The following is a 20,379-nucleotide window of genomic DNA, read 5'->3' on the forward strand; positions in this document are numbered from 1 at the left end:
GTGCGAGGACTTGATGAATCAAGTGACCGCTCTTGCCAAGGAGCATCAGGCTGAAAAAGTGGTGCGGATTGTTGTACGAATAGGCCCATTATCGGGTATTGAGGCCCGGCTGCTGGAAAGTGCTTTTACTATTAGCCGCGCCGGCACCCTGGCGGAAGACGCCGAACTGGTAACCGAAGAGCAGCCAGTCTGCGTACTTTGCAATGTGTGTGGAACGGAATCGGCAGCGTGTGTCAATCAACTGATTTGTGCAAGCTGCGGAAGTTGCGACACGAAATTGCTGAGTGGCGACGAGCTGATCTTAGCGCGCGTGGAACTTGAAAATCCCGATTGAATTAACGCACTTTGATAGTACGGAGTTAGATCATGTGTAATACCTGTGGTTGTAATGTGACATCCGGCAACCGGCATTTGTTGTTTACTGCACCGCCCCAAAAATTGGTCACCGCTGTTTCCGTGCTCAGCAATCTGCTCAAGCACAATGATGAACAAGCGGAATTAAATCGGGCCAAATTCGATGCCAACGGTGTATTGGCAATCAATCTGATGTCTTCGCCAGGTTCGGGTAAGACCGCGTTGCTGGAGGCGACGATTCGCCAACTAAAGGACAAAATCAGCATCGCAGTGATAGAAGGCGATCTGGAAACGGAAAACGACGCCGAGCGCATCCGCGCCCAGGGCGTACCCGCCTACCAAATCACCACCGGTACCGCCTGCCATCTGGACGCGCATTTAATCCAGCATGCCTTGGAACATCTCGATTTGGCAAAAATTGATTTGCTGTTTATCGAAAACGTCGGCAATCTGGTTTGCCCCGCCAGCTTTGACTTGGGACATCACCGCAACATAACTTTATTATCAGTCACGGAAGGCGACGACAAACCCGCCAAATATCCCGTGATGTTTCGTGCTGCGGATCTGATGTTGATTACCAAGACCGATTTATTGCCCTATCTTGACGATTTCTCCACAGAAAAAGCCGAACGCTGCCAACGTCAACTGGCCAGTCACTCCCCCGTGCTGACACTGTCCAGTCGCTCAGGTGAAGGGCTAGCAGGCTGGTTGCAATGGTTGGAACAAGAGGTGGGCGATCATAAAGCCCGTATACAACGGCAACAAACCCTAAGACCGCAAATCCAGCCGGACGGCAATAGTCTTCATATACAAAACCCCGAAACACATTTTCGTCCCATCAAGCAGGTCGGCTGATGCATACCGCCCAAGCGTGGCTGGCGAAAATTCGCGATCTGCCGCTTCCCGACAAAGTACGCTTGATGAATGTCTGCGGTGGGCACGAACGCTCTATATCCATGGCTGGTTTACGTAAAGCCTTGCCCGGTAATATCGAGCTTATTCCAGGGCCCGGTTGTCCGGTGTGCGTGTGTCCTGAGCAGGATATTTACCTAGCCATTCAACTGGCTTTGCACGAAGACATTGTTCTGGTTAGCTTCGGTGATATGTTGAGAGTGCCGGTAAATGTACCTAAATCGGCCATCCGCTCCTTGGAACAGGCCAAAGCGGCAGGCGCCGATGTTAGACCCGTCGCATCGCCACTGGAAGTGGTACGAATTGCTTTAACTGAGCCGCAAAAAACGGTCGTATTTTTTGCGGCGGGCTTTGAAACCACCTGTGCCCCGGTGGCGGGGATGGTTGCGGAGGGCATACCGGATAATCTGTTGCTGTTGATGAGCGGCAGACTGACTTGGCCGGCAGTGGCCTTACTATTGGAGTCCGAACAACCCGGTTTCGATGCCTTGATTGCGCCCGGTCATGTTTCGACCGTGATGGGCCCGGAAGAATGGCAGTTTGTAGTCGAGCAGCATCATATTCCCACCGCCATCGCCGGCTTCTCGCCGGAGAGTCTGCTGGCAGCGACTTATTCCGTACTGAGACAATTAATCGAGCAACGACCATTTCTGGACAATTGTTATCCGCAAGTGGTTAAAGCACATGGGAACCAGGCTGCCCGCCGATTGCTTGCCAAAACCCTGGATGTGATTGATGCGCCATGGCGCGGGATTGGTATCATTCCCCGCTCCGGCTTTGAATTAAAAGCCGAATTTGCCGCGCACAATGCCCGTTTAAAATTTCCGGAAGCCACGGATAACGCCAGTCATCGTGCCGGAGAAATGCCGCCCGGATGCGATTGTGCGCGGGTGGTGATGGGCAAAATCAGGCCGGTGGAATGCCGCATCTATGGATCGGCTTGCACGCCGCGCACACCGGTTGGCCCTTGCATGGTGTCCGATGAAGGCGCCTGTCGTATCTGGTGGGCCAGCGGCATGCGCAAAGAACTGGCTGAAACGGTCGTTATTGCTTGAATTTAACTCGTCTCGTTGACTAAGATTCTAGCCTTACATATCGTTGTTACCGGTCGCGTGCAGGGCGTGGGTTTTCGTCCCTTTGTCAGTCGAATAGCCAAAGAATACGGACTGTCGGGCTGGGTGCGCAATCGCAGTGGTCAGGTGGAAATACAGGTTGAAGGTAATCAAGTAGCACTTGCGTCTTTTCAGCATGCTTTGATTAATCGGGCACCACCGTTAGCCCAACCGGAACCACTACAAATTCAGGCAGTCGATTGCTGCGGACTGGTTGATTTTGTCATTCAGCACAGTGAAGCCGGAGAGGTTGCCGACAATCATATTCCGCCCGATTATTTCGTCTGCGACGATTGTCTGGCCGAAATGCAGAATCCCACCGAACGCCGTTACCGCTATCCCTTCATTAACTGTACCCAGTGCGGCCCACGCTACACGCTGATAGATTCCTTGCCTTATGATCGTCCCAATACGGCCATGGCGGATTTCGAGCTTTGCGCTGCTTGCCATGCCGAATACAGCAATCCAGGCGACCGACGCTATCATGCGCAACCTTTGGCGTGCGCCGAATGCGGGCCGCATTTGACCTTCCGTAATCCGGGCCATCCGGATGTCGTCGACAACGAAGCCGCACTGGCTGCATGTATCGCCGGCTTTAGGCAAGGCATGATCATTGCCGTGAAAGGCGTTGGCGGTTATCACCTGATGTGTGATACGACAAATCCGACTACTGTGATGACGTTGAGGCAACGAAAGCCGCGCCCGGATAAGCCTCTCGCAGTCTTGATACCTTGGCGGGGTGATGACGGCCTAGAATATGCCCATCAAGTTGCCGATCTGGAGGAGACCGAAAAGAATTTGTTACGTTCTCCCCAACGTCCCATCGTCCTGGTCAGAAAAAAAACCGGCTCCATCCTGGCGGATAACATTGCTCCTGGTTTGGCCGAGGTGGGGTTGATGTTGCCCTACAGCCCGCTGCATCACTTGTTAGCGGACGGCTTTGGCGCACCGTTAGTGGCAACTTCCGCCAATTTAAGCGGCGAACCGGTATTGACTGAAAACGACGAAGTGGAGGCGCGCTTAAGCAAGGTTGCGGACGCTTTTTTGCATCATAACCGGCCCATTCGCCGACCGGCCGATGATTCGGTGTTTCGCCGGGTTGCAGGTAAAACTCGGGCGATCCGTTTGGGACGAGGCATTGCGCCTGTGGAAAGAACTTTGCCATTTCAGTTCCACAAACCCATGCTGGCCCTGGGCGCCGACCTAAAAAATACTATGGCCTTGGGATTTGCCAATCGCGTCGTGATTTCCCCACATATCGGCGATCTGGGCTCGTTACGCAGTGCCGAGGTGTTTGAGCGGGTGATTGCCGATTTGCAGCGACTGTACGATGTCATACCGGAACTGATTGTCTGCGACGCGCATCCTGCTTACCATTCCAAACTCTGGGCCGGAAAACAGCCGCTACCGATCTTGCTGGTGTATCACCACCACGCCCATGCCTCGGCCTTGGCGGGCGAAAACGGGTTGATGGAAAATATGCTGGTGTTTACCTGGGATGGCACCGGATATGGTGAAGATGGCACGATTTGGGGTGGCGAAACATTATTGGGCTGCCCGGGCGCTTGGCGACGCGTAGGTTCGCTACGACCATTTAATTTGCTTGGCGGCGATAAAGCCGCTCGAGAACCTTGGCGCGTAGCAATGTCGCTGTGTCTGGAACAGAATTTGAATTGGCCCGACTGTCCTGAAGATGCTGAATTGTTAGCGCAGATTTGGCGGCGCAAACTGAACTGCCCGCTTTCCAGTTCGGCGGGACGCTTGTTCGACGCAGCAGCGTCATTGATCGGTATCGCTCACCATTCTAGCTATGAAGGACATGCCGCTATGCAACTGGAGGCATTAAGCCATGCGAATTCGGCACGTATTTCCTTGCCGCTGATTCAGAGCGATGCCAATCTAGTGATCAGCGATTGGGGACCATTGTTGCCGCTGTTGATGGATAAACACATCAGCCGCGCCGAACGGGCATCGATTTTTCATGCCAGTCTCGCCGGCGCTATTGCCGATCAGGCAACAGCCCTGCGCAATAAACATGACATTAATCGGATTGGCCTGTCGGGTGGCGTGTTTCAAAATCGCCTGCTGACGGAACAGGCGATGATGTTCCTGAACGAGCAGGGCTTTGAGGTTTATCTTCATGCTGAAATACCGGCAGGTGACGGCGGCATTAGTTTTGGGCAATTGATCGAAGGTGCAAAGCTGAATCAAGTAAGTAATGTGAATGGCGCTAAACAATCGCCTAGCGTTTACTAAATGAATAGTTCCATGACATCTCTTACTTTGTTGTTCTGGATTGTATCCGGCATTTTGTTATAACTGGCGATTTATCTGAGTATTGTCTACTGGCGTCATTGGAAAAACTACCAAACCTTGCCAACTTATGGGGATGATCCAAATCCCAATATTGCAGAAGATAAATTCAATAACATTGAGAATGGGTAACTCAACTGAACGTTTGGAGTTTCATGCATTCAGGGTTGACCGCAAGGTCGTCGAGAATACTGGCGGGTCTATTTGCTCGTTTTACCTAAAGCCTGAGCATGGAAAACCGCTTCCGTCTTTCCTGCCGGGACAATTTCTAACCTTCCGTCTTGATCTATCTGCTGGAGCTTGGAAAAGCTCGCTATGGATTTCCGCTATTGCCCAACCTATCCTACGCGGGTTATCGGGAAACATTTTTAATACTCCCGATTGAACCTTTGTCCTTCGTCAGGCGATATACGGGTGTATTCATAATAATTAAGTTAACTGAGTGGAGAGAAGCAAACATGTCTCGTAGATCTAGAATATCCGTCGTGGCCACGCTTACGGCAGGCGTTATCGTACCCCTGGCCTTGACCACTGCTTCGGCGCTGGCGGCGATTGCGCCTAACGGTCAGATCGCCTACGTCGCGCGGGGGCCGAGCACGATTCCGTTCGGACCGACCGAGCAGCAGGACATCTGGGTAATGAACCCGGACGGCACGGGTGCCGTAAACCTCACGGACACGACTGACATCGACGAGTTTAGCCCGGTGTGGTCGCCCGACGGTTCCCGAATAGCCTTCATCTCGGACTCGTTTACCCGCACGTTGTCGGTGATGAACGCCGACGGCTCGGGGAAGACGGCGATTGTCAGCGGTGCACTCGATCCGTCGTGGGGACCTGACGGCTCCCAAATCGCCGTGATGAAGGAGCGGGAGGGCCTTGCCGCAGCTGTCGTCATAGTAGACCTTGGCACCCTCGCTGAGACGGTCGTGACCGAGCATGCAACGATGGAACCGGTGTGGTCTCCGGACGGATCGAAGATCGCGTTCGTCGACGTGCGCCCCGAGACCTATCCGGATCCGAGCACCGGTGAACCGGTCCAGGGATCCCAGCACGAGATTGTGGTTGCCAACGTTGATGGAAGCGGCGAAGTAGTGGTGTCCGCAGGTGAACCTGGAAGCGATCGGGCCATGTTCCTTGAGGAGGATCGAGCTCCGGCCTGGTCACCGGATGGTAGCAAGGTCGTGTTCATGAGCCAAGCGCAGGTCTCCGCGTGTTGCGGCCCCTGGCAGCTCTGGGCCGTGAACCCCGATGGGAGCGCGGCCACGAATCTCTCCGCCGATGACACCGTCAATGACCTATTCCCCTCGTGGTCGCCCGATGGCACGCAGATTCTATTTCAGCGAGCAGCGGGTGCTGGATACGACCTGTTCACCATGCCCGCACCTGCAACGCTCCCGATCACTCCGATCACAATCGCACGGCAAGCAGTAACGCCGTTGGCGATTACCGGAGCAGCGGTCTCTCTGACGACCTCAGGCAATGCATTCGACGCCAACTGGGGTGCCGAGTCGACGGTTGCGCCTGCGCCGAAGCTTTCGGTGATGGTGAGCGGGCGCGGTCATGTGACTAGCCGGCCCGCCGGGATTAACTGCGGCTCCGATTGCGAAGAAACGTTTGATACCGGCACTCGGGTCACTCTCCGTGCCACCGCCAACTGGTGGGCGAAATTCGTCGGCTGGAGCGGTGCCTGTACCGGTCGTCGTGCAATCTGCACGATTACGATGGACGATGCCAAAACCGTCACGGCCACCTTCAGACGATAGGAACCTCAATGGTCTCTTTCGCCCATTTCGGGCGGAGGATGGAATGGCAGACGCCCTTGATTCCTTTCACGCTGAATCGAGGCAACGCAGGGCCGGTGGATGTCTCGCAATCAATCATATTAGGCTAAACACTATCAGGAGGCTATCCATTCCACTGCGGTACTAAATCCGAAGCGTAGCCACTATTAGCGTTGGGGTGAGATCGCCAATGGCGGCTTTGTAGATCCCTAGTTCGCAGAATCTGGATTGGCTGAATGGCCGGTTTGTAGAAGCGCGACAGGCCGGTTTGGGTGTGCGCCGTGCAAAGGCGGCGCTTTACCAGTGGGTGAGAGACCCACCCGGCTAAATCGCTCCGGCCGGAAGCAATCGGAGCAGTCATGGAGGTAACGAAGTGGCTGGAGCCTCCGATGTAAAGAGATCGCTTTAGGCGATTCAGCGAGTGTGCAGGCCGTAATGTGAGTGAACACCGAGCAAGCCTCGAAAAGGTCGATGCGCAGGCCGACCCGACAACCCTTTCGGGGAAGGCTGATACGGCTGGGAAATCGAGCGAAGAGTATTTCCAGTCGCTGCGCCGGGGCAGTGGTGACAGCATGTACACAAGGTAAGCGCACGCAACACGGGAAGCCCTGTGGCGTGGCCAGCGATGACCAACCGGATGCCCGTGAGGGACAGGCCGGGCGCTGCAGGGTGGCGGAGAGGCTTGTAGTACCGAGGAAGCCGGGTAATGCTGGTGGAGGGAAGGTGCCTTAGTTCAAAATCAACGCAATAAGTGGAAAAGGACAGGAGATTGGGCAACCTATCAACTCCGTTAAGCGTTCAGAAACTACAGATGGCGTTACACGCAAAAGCGAAGGCTGAAACTGACTATCGCTTCTATGCGCTGTACGACAAGCTATACCGAGAAGACATCTTGGCGCATGCCTATGCCTGCTGCCGCGCCAACAAGGGTGCACCGGGTGTGGATGGTCAGAGCTTTGCGGATATAGAAGCGTATGGCGTGGAGCGGTGGCTTGGTGAACTGGCGCTTGCGCTCAGAGAGGAAACTTATCGACCAGATCCCATCAGACGAGTCTACATCCCCAAGCCGAATGGCAAACTGAGGCCGCTAGGTCTATCGACGCTACGAGACCGGGTCTGTATGACGGCAGCCATGCTGGTAATAGAACCGATCTTCGAAGCCGATCTGCCGGACGAGCAGTATGCTTACCGTTCGGGCCGCAATGCTCAACAGGCGGTGATCGAGGTGAAGGATCATCTCTATCACGGTCACCCGGATGTCGTCGATGCCGACCTTGCAGATTACTTTGGGACAATACCCCATGCCGAGCTACTCAAGTCGGTAGCACGCCGGATTGTGGATCGGCGTGTGCTGCATCTGATCACGATGTGGCTGGAATGTCCGGTAGAGGAAACCGATAAGCGAGGACGGACGAAGCGCACAACCGAGGCCAAAGATCATCGGTGTGGTATTCCACAGGGATCGCCTATCTCACCGCTGCTGTCGAATTTGTACATGCGACGGTTTGTGCTGGCGTGGAAGAAACTGGGCCTGGAACAGCGGCTCGGCAGTCGGATTGTCACCTATGCCGATGACCTAGTGATCTTGTGCCGACGAGGTAAAGCCGAAGAAGCATTGCAATGGATGCGCAAGGTCATGGGGCAAATCAAGCTGACGGTAAACGAGGATAAAACGCGAGTCTGTAATGTGTTGGAAGATGAGTTCGACTTTCTGGGTTACACATTTGGCCTGCAGTATCGGCCGCAAAACGGTAAGGTCTATTTGGGCTTCCGGCCATCGAAGAAAAGCATCAGGCGCATGGTCGAAAAGATCCATGCCTTGACGGCCTATTCAATGGCGTGGCATGACACCACGTTGCTGATCTATAAATTGAATCGCATGCTACGCGGTTGGGCAAACTATTTTAAGGTAGGAACCTTCAATCGCGCCTATCGTGCGCTGGATAATTACACGGCAGCGCGGTTGCGTCGGTGGTTACGCAACAAGTATAAGGTGAGAAAGCGAGCAGGCGGAGGCTATCCACTTCCGTACCTCTACCAGACGCTAGGTTTGGTGCGCTTAAGCCGCTTGGGGTGTGACGAACCGTGGGCGAACGCGTGATATTTTGTCCGAGAGCCGGATGCGGGAAATCTGCCAGTCCGGTTCGATGAGCGGGGTGTGGAAACGGGGTTAAGGCAAGGCTATTAGGACACCGTCAAACGAAAGGGACGGCAACAGCAAGCCAAATCTAATGCTACCGCGCCACATCTCGACTCTACCGTTATGAGCCCTTGCTTAATTATCGCCATGTAAATCGAAGCCTCTGCAATCGGCCAAACCAGGCTTAGGGCATCGTAAATCTGAAAACTGGCAAAGGCTGTGACGGCTGATATTATTGGCGCTCAGTCGAATCAGACAGATTGGCAACCCGCTTGCCGACGCGAAATAAACTCCAAGCCAACGCGATAACCATCAGTACGATGGCGACACCCAGAAACCAGCGGCTGTTCAGCAATTGACCGAAATTAAAATGCTTGTCGGCAGAGGAGATCTCAGTTTCCGGCCCCAATCCGGCCGCGTTGCTGCGGTAACCTCGCCGCAACAACTCCTGGATCGGTACCGTGTCGTAGCGTGGGGCTTCGGCGGTTTCGGAGCCGTATTGGATTTGATAGCTCAGGCCGGTTTGCGGCAAGAACAGCAATTGGTAGCCGGGACCGGTGCCGGCGACGGTGTTGATATGCAGTTCCGGGTTGTCCTGGTCACGAATAACAATGCGGTAGCGTGATTGCCGTTGTTCCGGAAAGCCGATGCTGGTTTGCTCGCGGTTGATGTCTTGATAATGCAAGGCTTCCAAAGAGCCGGTGCCGATGGTGCGCATTTGGGTTTCCAAGCCTTGCGTCAGCGGGATTTGCACTTCGGCTTGGCGGCTGAAGTTTGGAGTCATGATTTGCAGCTTCAAACCGTTCAGCGGTTGCCGCAGCGTGTCGACGTCGATGAAAGTGGCTTTTTGCTCGGTATCGAGTTTGATTTTAAAACTGGCCGGGTAATCAAATTGCTGATCGGTGTCGGCCACGGTTTCGCCCACGTTGTGCCAGAGCTCGATGCGCTCGACATGTAGAGGTTCTTTGATTTGTTGCGTGGTTTCCTGGCGTTGCAATTCTTCGCCACCGCGCACGGTGCGGGTCAGTTCCAAGAGTTCGGCAACCCGGGTTTGGCTGGCTTTGGCAACGACGATTTTAAATTGCCGGAAGCTATTCGCCGGCAACTCGACGTCGCGGTTTCCAACAGTCATATAACGCGAATAATCGTAAATCTGCGCTCTCTCGACCAGCAATTGCCAGTTTTGGCCGTCGTTGGAACCGTGAATCTGCAAGGCGTATTCGAAATCATGCTGGTTGGTGACTAGGCTTAGGCCGTCGGCGTTGGCGGCGTTTTTGTCCAGTTGTACGGTAACGACGAAGCCTTCGTCCTCGTCGCCGAATTTTTGCAAATCGATGGTCTTGCTGGTGCTGGCCACGCGCTTACTGACCGTCTTCCTGCTGGCGATTTTTTGCAGCAAATAAGGCGTTTCGACGCCGTTTTGATCGATCAGGCGCAAGTCGCGAAAGTCGGCGGCGGTGTTGGCATACACCGCGCTGTCCAGCGGAACGGCCAGCAGGCTTTGTTGCCCGTTATCTTGGGCCAGTACTGGTCGGCTGTACCGGAAGGCCGGCGCTTCGTTGGCCCAAGCCTGGGTCAAAAACAGGCAGCATAACACTGCAAATTTGGCGATCATGATCATGTTTTGTTTTCGGCATTGCCGATAAAAGTTTGTTGATAACGCATGTAAAAAAACGCGCCGCCCAGCGCCAGCATGCCCAGCACGATAAAGGCGACGATTCGGTAAATTTGTTCCAGCCGCGCCAGGTCGATGAAAAACACCTTCCAGGCCACCAAGGCAAACAGCGCCAGACCGACCAGGCGCAGACTGGAGATTTGCCGCTTGATGCCGTTGAACACCAGCGTCAACGCAAATATCGACCATAAGATTGATACACCGCCGGAACGCAAACCCGGCACATATTGATACAAGAGTGAGTTAATTTCCAGACTTAAAAAGGTAAATAACAAGACCAGCGCCGCGCCACCCAGCCATTGGCGGATATTGCCGGTATCGGTTCCGCTGTTCGACAGACGGCGTAAGGCGAACAGCAAAAAGGCTATGGTCGCCGCGAAGTCCAACAAACGCATCAAGGCCAATTCGAAGGAATAGCCGCCGCCGTAGCGCAAGGTCCAGACGCTGTCGCCGACGCCGATATGCCCCAGCGTCAAGTCCCAGGACGGCAGATCGAACAACAGCATCTTCAGGAACACGCCGATCAGGAACAGCCGAAGCGCTTGTAGCAGCCAATCGCCCGTACCGGCCACGTAACGGGTCAACAATAGCCAGCACATGGCCAGCCAGACCAACGTCAATACCGGCAATTGCAAGGGTGGATACAGATAGGCAAAACTGCGGAACAACTCCAGTTGCAGTACCACAAACAACAATCCGCCGCCGACCAGCAGGATGATTTGCAACAGCAGATTGTCTTTCAGCCACAGCGGCACATCGTTGCCGGCATCGCAGGCTAATGGTGAAGCTGGTGCCGGTTTTTCGATTAGCGTGTAGGCCAAGGCCAACGACAGGATGGGTATGCCGAAGCTGATTACCCGTTCCAACAAGCCCAGCAAGAAGGCGCCGAACGATTGCTGGCTATCCATTTGCATGCCGTATTGGCCGGGCAAGTCGATGAAACAAAAACGCACCAGCACCAACGCATACAGTAGATATGCCACTTGTTGTAAAAACGCGCTGCGCAATTTGCCCGCCATCCACAGCATTACCAAGGCTTGCAGCGACCAACTGACGGTAATCCATTGATTAGACAGCAGCAAGGGCAGGGTTATGGTCACAAAAAATGCCGCCAAGCCAATGAAGCTGATCAATAGTTCCTTATCCACCACCTTCCGCGCGAGGCAATAATAGACATGGCCGACATAAAACGCCGCCAATGCCACGGTCAGCAAGGCGGTCCAGATTTGTCCGTAGGCGTCGTCGATCAGATGGTAGGCGGTGCCGAAGAAGATGGCGGCATTGACGATCAGGCCAATTAAATCCAGCAGGGTCGATTTGGTTTGATTGACCAGGCAGAACAAAAACACAGTGGTGGAATACAGCACAAAAAAGCCGGTCAAGAACGGCAAGACCTGCCAGAAATACTCGACCTGATAATTCTGCATCGAGCCGAAGAACAACAGGTAATTAAAGAAAAAGCTCAGGAAATTTAATAAATGCCATTGCTTGTACCAGTTGATCGCCAGGATGCCCGTGCCCAGCAGCAGCATGTAACTGAACAAACCAGGGAAATTCACCTGGCCGGTGGACAGCATAATCGGCGTGCAATAGCCGCCGATGATCGCAAAGATGGCCACCAACATGGAATCCAGCTTGATAGCCAAAAACGCGGCGCAAGCGGTAACCAGTATCATCAAGGCAAAGGTCGGGTAGACGTCTAGCAGATGATAAAAACTGTGCGCGGCAAACACGCTGAAATACAACACTGCGATGCCGCCGCCCAGCAAGCCCTGGCTGAACAAATGGTAGTTGCCGCCGACCAGGCGCACGCCGCCGACGATCATGCCGACGCCCGCTAGCACCGATAGCGCAACCCGCGCCTGTTCGCCCAGCATGCCGTTGTCGATGGAATATTTCAGGAAAAAGCCGATACCGGTCACTAAAATCAATACGCCGATACGTAGCAACCAATTGCTGGCGACCGCGTATTCCATCGCCACGCCTTCGGGCCGATGGCCTTCGCCGACGATGATCCAGTTCCAGATTTCTTTCAGGATTTTCTGTGCCGCCAGTTCGAAACGGCTGGGTTCGGCGGGCTGCCAGGTGTTTTGACTCCAGGGATTTTCCTGGGGTGGCTCCGCAATAGGGTTTGGCGCTATTTCGGGCGTTTGCAGAACCGGTTCGGCAGGGAGTTGGCTGGGGGTAATATCGAATAGCACCTGTTCCGTTGCCGGTGTTTGCACTTCGAATAAAGCCGGTTGCGGCGGTGTTTCGTGAGTAGGCACTACTTGCGCGTTTGCCAGCTCACGCAGCAGTTTGCGGTCTTCGCGTAGTGCCGCTTCTATCTTCCGCAGGGTCTGATTAATGTCATCCTGGTTACGTTTTTGGCGGCCCATTAAAACGGTCAACATCGCGATTATTACGATGGGCACCAAAATCAGGACAAAAGCGATAAAACCGAAAAAATCGTCCACGGCAACTCTCCAAGGCTGGGCAAACGGTGGGTTATTTGGGTTATCAAGCAAGCTTTTCAGGTCACGGCCAGATCTTCTGCGTGAAGCGGCAAATGCGCTGGGTTACGCGCCAATTTGCAAAAGTAGTCGTATTCGTGAGCGGCGTCACTATTCAGGATAACCGCTTGTTAGCCTGATTGCTATATATGGCTCGTGCGCTAAGGATTTGTTCTATGCTTGATACATGGATTACAAGGGTAAGCTTAGGATTACATATAGATTTTCCAGGAGCTGCCGACAACCCAAGGTGTATAACCACACATTCCAATACATTGGCCGATCTCATGAACAAGAACTCCACAATCCAATCCAAAATATTGCTAAGCATAGCCAGTGTATTTTTGTTGCTGATGTTTGTCAGCACGCTATTTATGGCGGAAAGGCAAAAAGACATGATACAAACGCTGGCGACCGATAAAGCCCGGGATATTGCCAATAGTTATTTCGACGGGGTGAACACGCTGATGTTGACCGGCGCGATGGCGCAGGGTGAAGTATTGCGCGATAAAGCCCTTTCGCATACCAATGTCACGGAAGTGCGGTTAATTCGTGGCAAGCAAATTACCGATTTTTACGGTCCCGGTAAATCCGAGCAAAGACCCGTTGATAATTTGGATGATCGCGCGCTGGCCGGTGAAAGCATCATTCAACCGGGTAACGACAAAAACGGACGCCTGATCACCGTGCTGGAGCCGGTTAAGGCTAGCGCCAATTTTCGCGGCACCAACTGTCTGACTTGTCACGCGGTGAGCGAGGGGACAGTGTTGGGAGCGGTGCGGGTGAGTTTTTCACTGGCAAATCTCGATGCGCAGATTAATCGCGATTTGGTGATTGCTTCGGCTATCTCCTTGGTGATGTTTGCCGGCGGCCTCTTGCTGGTCAACATGCTGATGCGCAAGATTGTGGTTAATCCATTAGTGGCTATGCGCGACACAGTTAACGCCATCGCCGGACAGTCGGATTTACGACAACGGTTGCAAGTCGATTCCGGCGACGAGATCGGCCAGGTCAGCGAATCGTTCAATACCATGCTGGCAAATTTTGCCGGTAGCTTGGGGCAGGTATCGTCGGTAAGTCAGCAATTGGCTGCGGCGACCAACCAAATATCCGGTGTGGCCCGGCAAACTTCGCAAGCGGCCACGCAACAACGGAGTGAAACCGAGACGGTGATTCAAGCGATTCACGAACTGGAGAACTCTGTGCAAGACGTGCGCGGCGGGGCGACCGGTGCGGCGCAAGCTTCCGTGGAAGCCGATCAGGAGGCCGCGCAAGGCGCGGCAACGACCAAAAATGCCATCAACGGTATCAACGAACTGGTGAATGAAATCGACCGAGCCGCAGAAGTGATCAAACGTCTGGATCAAAAAAGTAATGGTGTCGGCGCGGTGTTGGATGTGATTAAAGGCCTGGCCGAGCAAACCAATCTGTTGGCCTTGAATGCCGCTATCGAAGCTGCCAGGGCCGGCGAGCAGGGCCGCGGGTTTGCGGTAGTAGCAGACGAAGTCCGCACCTTGGCGACGCGTTCGCATAAGGCCACCGAAGAAATTCAAAGCATCATCGATCAATTACAACGCGAAGCCAAAGACGCGGTGACGGTGATGAACAACGCCAAAAACAGCGCCGAGCAGCGCCGCGAACAAGTGCAAAGCGCCGATCAGGGTTTAAGCGCGATTGCCGAACGGGTGACGCAGATTCGCCAATTGAACTCGCGCATGTCGCAAGCAGCTGACAATCAAAGCCGGGTTGCCCAGCACGTGGGGCAAAGTATCACCAATATCGGCCAACTCACCGAGCGCACCGCCCAGGATGCCGCGCAAACCAATGCCGCTAGTAACGAATTGGTGAAATTGGCCGCGCAGTTGAATCAATTGGTTGGGCAATTCAAACGCTGAGTTGAAAGCAGAGGCTTTTCGGTTGTTGCCGGGAAGCTTCTGCAAACTCGTCATTCCTTTCAGTAGATCATTTCCTTTAGGCTTTTGCCGCTCGGTGGTTGTCATGTCTATGTAATGAATGCCGGATAAAATTTGAGACTCTCGTCACAAAACTCCGTCAAATCAGGTATTCGATATGCGTTTAAAACCAACATTTTTACTGGCCGGCTTGCTGTTGGCCGATACTGCCTTAGCTACTCCAACTTTCGTCAACGGCCTGGCTATTTCCGGCGATACCCTGGATTTATCCAGCAATCTTGCCAATTCGTTCGATCGCCGCGTCGGCTTTTTTTCGGATATTTATTACGATACCAACCGTAACGAGTGGTGGGGCTTGTCGGATAGAGGCCCGGGTGGTGGTTTGTTGAATTATGAAACACGGGTACAGCGCTTTACCCTGGACATTAATAGCGTTACCGGCGCGATTTCTAATTTCCAAATCGCCCAAACCCTGAAATTTAGTAAAGGCGGTTCCGCGCTGAACGGTATTGCGCCAAACCCTACCAGTAATTTGGGTAATGCCTTTGACCCTGAAGGCGTTGTGATCCACCCCAAAAACGGTAACTTGCTGGTGTCCGACGAATACGGTCCATCGCTGTATGAGATCGATCACAATACTGGCGCGGTAGTGAAAACCTATACGACTCCAACCAATCTGGTGCCGCGCAACGGTACAACTAATGTTCCAAACTATGCGGGCGGCGATCCAGAACCGAATACTGCCGGCAAACGCACCAATCGCGGCTTCGAAGGCCTGGCGATCAGTCCTGACGGCAAATTTGCGTTTGCAATGTTGCAAAGTGCAATGTTGGACGAAGGTGCCGGCAACGGTTCGGTGAGTCGGATTGTAAAATTCGATACGGCTACTGGCGAAGCGGTGGCTCAATATGCCTACCAAATGAAGCGTTCCGGTCAAGGACAGGGCACATCGGCCTTGGTAGCGATCAACGACCATGAGTTCTTCGTACTAGAGCGTAACAACCGTGGTGTCGGTGTTGGTGCTACTTTTGCCGGTGCAGACAAAGAAGTTTATAAAATTGATTTGAACGGCGCGACCGATGTTAGTGGCATCGATTTGGACGCAGTTGGTGCTGTTTACAGCAAAGTTAGCAAATCCGCGCAATTTCTGGATCTTGATGCCAACACCTTGGCAGCTCTTGGCAACAAATCTCCTGAGAAGTGGGAAGGCTTGGCAATTGGCCCGAAACTGGCTGACGGCAGTTATTTGATGCTGGCCGGCACCGATAACGACTACAGCGTTACCCAAAACGGCACCGGCACGCAGTTCGATGTGTACTTCCGTTTCAGCGACGCCGATCCATATGCAACATCGATTCAATGTCCGCTTGGTCAAACCAGTGGCTGTTCGGCAACGTTGACCAGTGAGTATCAGTTGCTGCCTGGTGTATTGCATGCTTATAAAGTCTCCGCAGCCGATTTGTCCGGTTATGTAGCCCCGGTGCCAGTGCCCGCTGCTGCGTGGTTGTTCGGTACCGGTCTGATTGGCGCGTTGGGTTTGGGTAGAAAACGCAAAGCCTAAGTAGCCGTCATCCTCCTTGCCGGTTTGGCAAGGAGGATTTTGCCTGCCCGCGACGATGCCGCTATAATCCAGCCATCATGCATTATTCAAACCGCAATCATTTCTTTAAGCACCTATGGCAATGGGCTTTGTCTATCGCCGTGGTGTTTGCGTTTTTCTAAACAATCAAGCAACCGCGGGTCTTGCCGCAGTTGCTTCGACATTTGCCTAAGGCCCGCATCACTCAGGAGGCCTAATGGCAACGACTACATCTACTGCATTATCCAACCGCAACCGCTTGTTGGGCTTTGGCCTGGCGACTTTGGCGGCCATCGGGTTTTCCGGCAAAGCCATCTTGGTAAAACTGGCGTATTACGAACCGGTGGATGCTGTAACTTTATTGGCTTTGCGTATGTTGTTTTCCGCGCCGTTTTTTCTAATCGTCGCTTGGCGGCATGCCGGCCGGAAGGATCTGACGCCGTTAACGGGTAGAGACTATCTGGTGCTGCTGATCTTGGGCTTGCTGGGGTATTACCTGTCCAGCTTGTTCGATTTTATCGGTCTGCAATACATCTCCGCAGGGCTGGAGCGGCTGATTCTGTTCCTGTATCCGACCATGGTCGTGGTGCTGTCGGCGTTGATATTGGGTAAACCTTTCGGTAGGAAAGAGATCATCGCGCTAACGCTTAGTTATGCCGGCATTGGTGTGGTGTTTTTGGATGAAATCAATATTCAGTCGGAACATTTGTTGTTGGGAGCCGGTTTTGTGTTTGCCAGCACCTTGACCTACGCTGCTTACCTGATCGGCACCGGCGAAACGGTGGTTCGCATCGGTGCCTCACGCTTTACCGCTTACGCGATGCTGGTGGCTTGCGCGGCGACGCTGATGCAATTTTTACTCACGCATCCGCCGCAGGCCTTGCTGTTACCGATGCGGGTGTATCAATTGAGCTTGCTGATGGCGATCTTCTCGACGGTGCTGCCGGTGTTCATGCTCTCGGCAGCGATCAAGATGATAGGCTCCAGTCATACCTCGCTGATCGGCTCGCTGGGGCCGGTAGCGACCTTGTTCATGGCCAATTATGTGTTGGGTGAAGAATTGACGCTCGCTCAGATTGGCGGGGCGGTGTTGGTGATGGTCGGAGTATTGAGTCTGTCGTTAAAATGAGGGACTGTTAATCGCGCGCCAAGCCACCCGATACCAACATCTCCCGCGCATGCGCCAAAGTGTTTTCGGTAATGGTGACGCCGCCCAGCATGCGCGCGACTTCATTCACGCGTTCGTCGTCACTCAAACGGCGAACCGTGGACGATGTCACCGCTGCTTTCTGATTCTTGGCGACAAATAAATGCTGATGCGCTTGCGACGCGACTTGCGGCAAATGGGTGACGCACAATACCTGGCGGTTGAGGCTCAAACGCCGGAGCTTCTGGCCGACGATTTCGGCAATACCGCCGCCGATGCCGGAATCGACCTCGTCGAAAATCATCGTTGGCGTGGTTTTGTCGGTACTGGTGGTGACTTGAATCGCCAAGCTGATCCGCGATAACTCGCCGCCTGATGCCACTTTGGCTAGCGGCTTGGCCGGCAAGCCGGGGTTGGTGCTGACCAGAAATTCGATACTGTCTACACCGTTGCGTTGCGGTTCGGCATCCTCCGGGGTGCGGAGGTTGACGAGGAACTCGCCGTGCGGCATGCCCAATTCTTTGATCGCGTCGGAAATGCGTTGCTGTAACTCCGTGCCAGCTTGGCGGCGGCTGGCGGACAAGTCGCCGGCTAGCTTGCGGTACTGGCTTAATAGCAGCCCGCAATCCGCATTCAGGCTTTCGATACGCTCGCTGCTGTGGCTCAGGTTATCCAATTCGGTAGCCAAGCGCGCGGCCAGTTCAGGCAGTTCTTCCGGTTGGATTTTATGCTTGCGGCTTAGCGACTGAATCACGCCTATCTGGTTTTCCAGCCAGGTCAATTGTTGCGGATCGGCTTCCTGATTTTCCAGAAAACGGCGTAATTGCTGGGTGGCTTCGCCGATCTGAATTTCCGCATCGCTCAATAATTCGGAAACGCCGTTCAACTCGCCGGCATACTGCGCCAATTCGTTGATGGCGTGAATCACATGCCCCAGCATGTCGGCGACCGACTGCTGATCGTTGTCGTACAAAATATCCAGTTGCTGCTGACCGACGCTGAGAATCTTACCCAAGTTGGCTAGCTTGTGATGCTCGTCTGCCAAGGCCTGATAATCGAAGTTTTCCAAGTCTAGCTGCTGCAACTCGTCGAGTTGATAACGCAGCAATTCCTCGCGTTCGACCTGATCGCTACCGGCTTTTAATAGTTGCTGCAGTTGTTTATGCGCTTGTTTCCAGTCTTGGTAACAGCTGTTCAGCTTATCCAGCAAGGCCTGGTTGCCGGCGAAACCGTCCAGTAGTCGGCGCTGTTCCTCACTGTCCAGCAAGGTTAAATGTGCGTGTTGACCGTGGATTTCCACCAATTGCCGGCTTAAACCTTGCAGTGTTTGCAGGTTGACAGGGCGGTTGTTGATATAAGCCTTGGAACGGCCGTCGTCACTGATGGTGCGGCGGATCATGCACTGGCCGTCGTCGTCCAGTTCGTTATCGATCAGCCATTGCTTGACCAGCGGCGCTTTGGCTAAATCGAACTCGATATTCACTTCGGCACGCTTGCTGCCGGGGCGGACATAGCCGGAATCGGCGCGGTCGCCCAAAGCTAGGCCCAACGCGGTCAGTAAAATCGATTTGCCGGCGCCGGTTTCGCCGGTCAGCACCGACATGCCGGGGTCCAAGTCCAGGTCCAGCGCGTCGACGACGGCTAGGTCGATAATGTTCAGGTTTAACAGCATGGCCTTAGGCGGGGTAGCCGCTCCAGTTGAGTTTGCTTCTTAAAGTATGGAAAAAATCGTGATCAGCGGGGTGCAAAATTTTAATCGGTTTGGCGGATTTTTTAATGACGATTTTGTCGTTGATGCGCACGTCCGGAATCTCCATGTGGTCGCAAGTCACCAATGCGTTGATCTGTTTGGTCTGGCTGAAACGGATTTCGATGACCACGTTGTCGTCGATGACGATGGGCCGATTCGACAACGTATGCGGGTTCAGCGGCACCAACACCAGCGCGTTCAAGGCCGGATGCAGGATCGGGCCGCCGGCCGACAAGGAATAAGCGGTAGAGCCGGTCGGGGTGGCGACGATTAAACCATCCGAACGTTGAGTATTCAGATACACGCCGTCGATGCTGGTGACGATTTCTATCATGCTCGGCGTCACCCAACGGTGTACCACTACCTCGTTGACGGCGGTTTGCTGATGAATAATTTCGTGGTCGCGGATGATATGAGTGCTGAGCAGTTGGCGCTGCTCGCTCTTAAACTCGCCTGCCAAAATTTTATCCAGGCGGCTGGACAACTGCTCCGGCGAAATATCCACCAAAAAGCCTAACCTGCCGAGGTTTACGCCCAGCAGCGGCGTTTCGAAATCCGCCGCGGCGCGGGCCGCCGCCAGAAAGGTGCCGTCGCCGCCTACGGCGATAATCAAGTCGCACAATTCCGGCAGTCGCTCGATATGTACGCCCTTTATGTCGGTGCTGTCGAGCAATTCCGCGCTTTGGCTATCTACGACGATGTCGTGACCACGGGCTTTTAGGTAACGGAACAGTTCGTTCAGCGTCGCGGCAATACCCGGATCGCCGCACTTGCCGATGATACCGATACGCTGGAAGGGGGTTGGCATGGTTGGGGTGGTGGTTTTTGAGTAAGTTCGATTATAGGGGATTGTGTTTTTATTCGGTAGCTTTGATGTGGTTTGTGTCGCTGGCGTGACGGGTTATTTGGATGTCGGGTCTCGGCCCGACGGCCGAGTAACTTTTCTTTGTTTGGCCAAAGAAAAGTCACCAAAAGAAACGCCACCCGGATGCCGCTTGTATCCTGCGCTCCGAAGCTTTCGCCGGGGGTTGACGAAAGGGGCTTTCCTGCCCCTTCGTCAACGTGCGGCATTCATGCCGCACCCCTTCGGGCTGATCCCGCCGAAAGCTCCGGTGCTCGGCGCAGCATGCGGGAGAAAAACTCCACGGGATTTGAAACCGCCTAATATTCGTAAAGTTTGCAGAAAGATTAAAAGCTAATGTGCTAAGCGT

Annotated in this window: 13 protein-coding genes; 9 read left to right on the forward strand and 4 right to left on the reverse strand. The window is 53.9% G+C overall.

The features are described from left to right. The first annotated feature begins 13 nt into the window (after positions 1 to 13). The 6 genes from METH11B_RS0123980 (at position 14) to ltrA (ending at position 8,573) form a co-directional block, all read left to right on the forward strand. Positions 14 to 334 carry a hydrogenase maturation nickel metallochaperone HypA/HybF gene (locus tag METH11B_RS0123980; RefSeq protein ID WP_231499666.1) on the forward strand — a complete coding sequence of 107 codons (321 nt, stop codon included), beginning with the start codon at positions 14 to 16 and terminating at the stop codon, positions 332 to 334. 32 nt (positions 335 to 366) lie between these two features. After that, entirely contained in the window at positions 367 to 1,209 is an 843-nt protein-coding gene (gene hypB / locus METH11B_RS0123985; protein ID WP_026604217.1) for a hydrogenase nickel incorporation protein HypB, read from the forward strand. Beyond that, positions 1,209 to 2,321 (forward strand): hydrogenase formation protein HypD, encoded by a 1,113-nt coding sequence (gene hypD / locus METH11B_RS0123990; RefSeq protein ID WP_026604218.1) that lies wholly within the window; start codon positions 1,209 to 1,211, stop codon positions 2,319 to 2,321. Before hypB ends, hypD begins: the two co-directional genes overlap by 1 nt. Positions 2,322 to 2,336: 15 nt before the next feature. Further along, positions 2,337 to 4,634, forward strand: a complete 2,298-nt coding sequence (gene hypF / locus METH11B_RS0123995) for a carbamoyltransferase HypF (RefSeq protein WP_026604219.1) — start codon at positions 2,337 to 2,339, stop codon at positions 4,632 to 4,634. Positions 4,635 to 5,149: 515 nt separating this feature from the next. Next, positions 5,150 to 6,454: an InlB B-repeat-containing protein gene (locus tag METH11B_RS0124005; RefSeq protein ID WP_026604221.1), complete on the forward strand. Its 1,305-nt coding sequence runs from the start codon at positions 5,150 to 5,152 to the stop codon at positions 6,452 to 6,454. Positions 6,455 to 7,283: 829 nt separating this feature from the next. Next, on the forward strand, positions 7,284 to 8,573 hold the full coding sequence (ltrA, locus tag METH11B_RS0124010) for a group II intron reverse transcriptase/maturase (protein ID WP_026603203.1): 1,290 nt from the start codon (positions 7,284 to 7,286) through the stop codon (positions 8,571 to 8,573). 271 nt (positions 8,574 to 8,844) lie between these two features. Here ltrA and METH11B_RS0124015 read toward each other — a convergent pair whose 3' ends face one another. Further along, entirely contained in the window at positions 8,845 to 10,233 is a 1,389-nt protein-coding gene (locus tag METH11B_RS0124015) for a DUF3999 family protein (RefSeq protein WP_026604222.1), read from the reverse strand. Then, a complete protein-coding gene (locus METH11B_RS0124020) occupies positions 10,230 to 12,743 on the reverse strand; it encodes a DUF2339 domain-containing protein (RefSeq protein WP_026604223.1) in 2,514 nt (837 codons plus the stop codon). Before METH11B_RS0124020 ends, METH11B_RS0124015 begins: the two co-directional genes overlap by 4 nt. A gap of 323 nt (positions 12,744 to 13,066) precedes the next feature. On the opposite strand from METH11B_RS0124020, the gene METH11B_RS0124030 reads away from it, so the two are divergent. From METH11B_RS0124030 to METH11B_RS0124040, 3 genes are all read left to right on the forward strand, one after another. Further along, positions 13,067 to 14,674 (forward strand): methyl-accepting chemotaxis protein, encoded by a 1,608-nt coding sequence (locus METH11B_RS0124030; protein ID WP_026604224.1) that lies wholly within the window; start codon positions 13,067 to 13,069, stop codon positions 14,672 to 14,674. Positions 14,675 to 14,849: 175 nt separating this feature from the next. Then, a complete protein-coding gene (locus METH11B_RS0124035) occupies positions 14,850 to 16,253 on the forward strand; it encodes an esterase-like activity of phytase family protein (protein ID WP_026604225.1) in 1,404 nt (467 codons plus the stop codon). Between the two features lie 235 nt (positions 16,254 to 16,488). Beyond that, positions 16,489 to 17,400 (forward strand): DMT family transporter, encoded by a 912-nt coding sequence (locus tag METH11B_RS0124040; protein ID WP_026604226.1) that lies wholly within the window; start codon positions 16,489 to 16,491, stop codon positions 17,398 to 17,400. 7 nt (positions 17,401 to 17,407) lie between these two features. On the opposite strand, the gene recN is transcribed toward METH11B_RS0124040, so the two are convergent. Together recN and METH11B_RS0124050 are read right to left on the reverse strand one after the other, a co-directional pair. Next, on the reverse strand, positions 17,408 to 19,090 hold the full coding sequence (recN, locus tag METH11B_RS0124045; protein ID WP_026604227.1) for a DNA repair protein RecN: 1,683 nt from the start codon (positions 19,088 to 19,090) through the stop codon (positions 17,408 to 17,410). A gap of 4 nt (positions 19,091 to 19,094) precedes the next feature. Beyond that, positions 19,095 to 19,976 carry an NAD(+) kinase gene (locus tag METH11B_RS0124050; protein ID WP_026604228.1) on the reverse strand — a complete coding sequence of 294 codons (882 nt, stop codon included), beginning with the start codon at positions 19,974 to 19,976 and terminating at the stop codon, positions 19,095 to 19,097. Positions 19,977 to 20,379 lie beyond the last annotated feature (403 nt).

The organism is Methylomonas sp. 11b (assembly GCF_000515215.1).
Classification (GTDB): Bacteria; Pseudomonadota; Gammaproteobacteria; order Methylococcales; family Methylomonadaceae; genus Methylomonas.

Coding starts and splice junctions, on each gene's coding strand:
- ltrA (WP_026603203.1), top strand. CDS start 7,284: ATGGCGTTACACGCAAAAGCGAAGGCTGAAACTGACTATCGCTTCTAT.
- hypB (WP_026604217.1), top strand. CDS start 367: ATGTGTAATACCTGTGGTTGTAATGTGACATCCGGCAACCGGCATTTG.
- recN (WP_026604227.1), bottom strand. CDS start 19,090: ATGCTGTTAAACCTGAACATTATCGACCTAGCCGTCGTCGACGCGCTG.
- METH11B_RS0124030 (WP_026604224.1), top strand. CDS start 13,067: ATGAACAAGAACTCCACAATCCAATCCAAAATATTGCTAAGCATAGCC.
- METH11B_RS0124015 (WP_026604222.1), bottom strand. CDS start 10,233: ATGATCATGATCGCCAAATTTGCAGTGTTATGCTGCCTGTTTTTGACC.
- METH11B_RS0124005 (WP_026604221.1), top strand. CDS start 5,150: ATGTCTCGTAGATCTAGAATATCCGTCGTGGCCACGCTTACGGCAGGC.
- METH11B_RS0123980 (WP_231499666.1), top strand. CDS start 14: ATGAATCAAGTGACCGCTCTTGCCAAGGAGCATCAGGCTGAAAAAGTG.
- METH11B_RS0124040 (WP_026604226.1), top strand. CDS start 16,489: ATGGCAACGACTACATCTACTGCATTATCCAACCGCAACCGCTTGTTG.
- METH11B_RS0124035 (WP_026604225.1), top strand. CDS start 14,850: ATGCGTTTAAAACCAACATTTTTACTGGCCGGCTTGCTGTTGGCCGAT.
- hypD (WP_026604218.1), top strand. CDS start 1,209: ATGCATACCGCCCAAGCGTGGCTGGCGAAAATTCGCGATCTGCCGCTT.
- METH11B_RS0124050 (WP_026604228.1), bottom strand. CDS start 19,976: ATGCCAACCCCCTTCCAGCGTATCGGTATCATCGGCAAGTGCGGCGAT.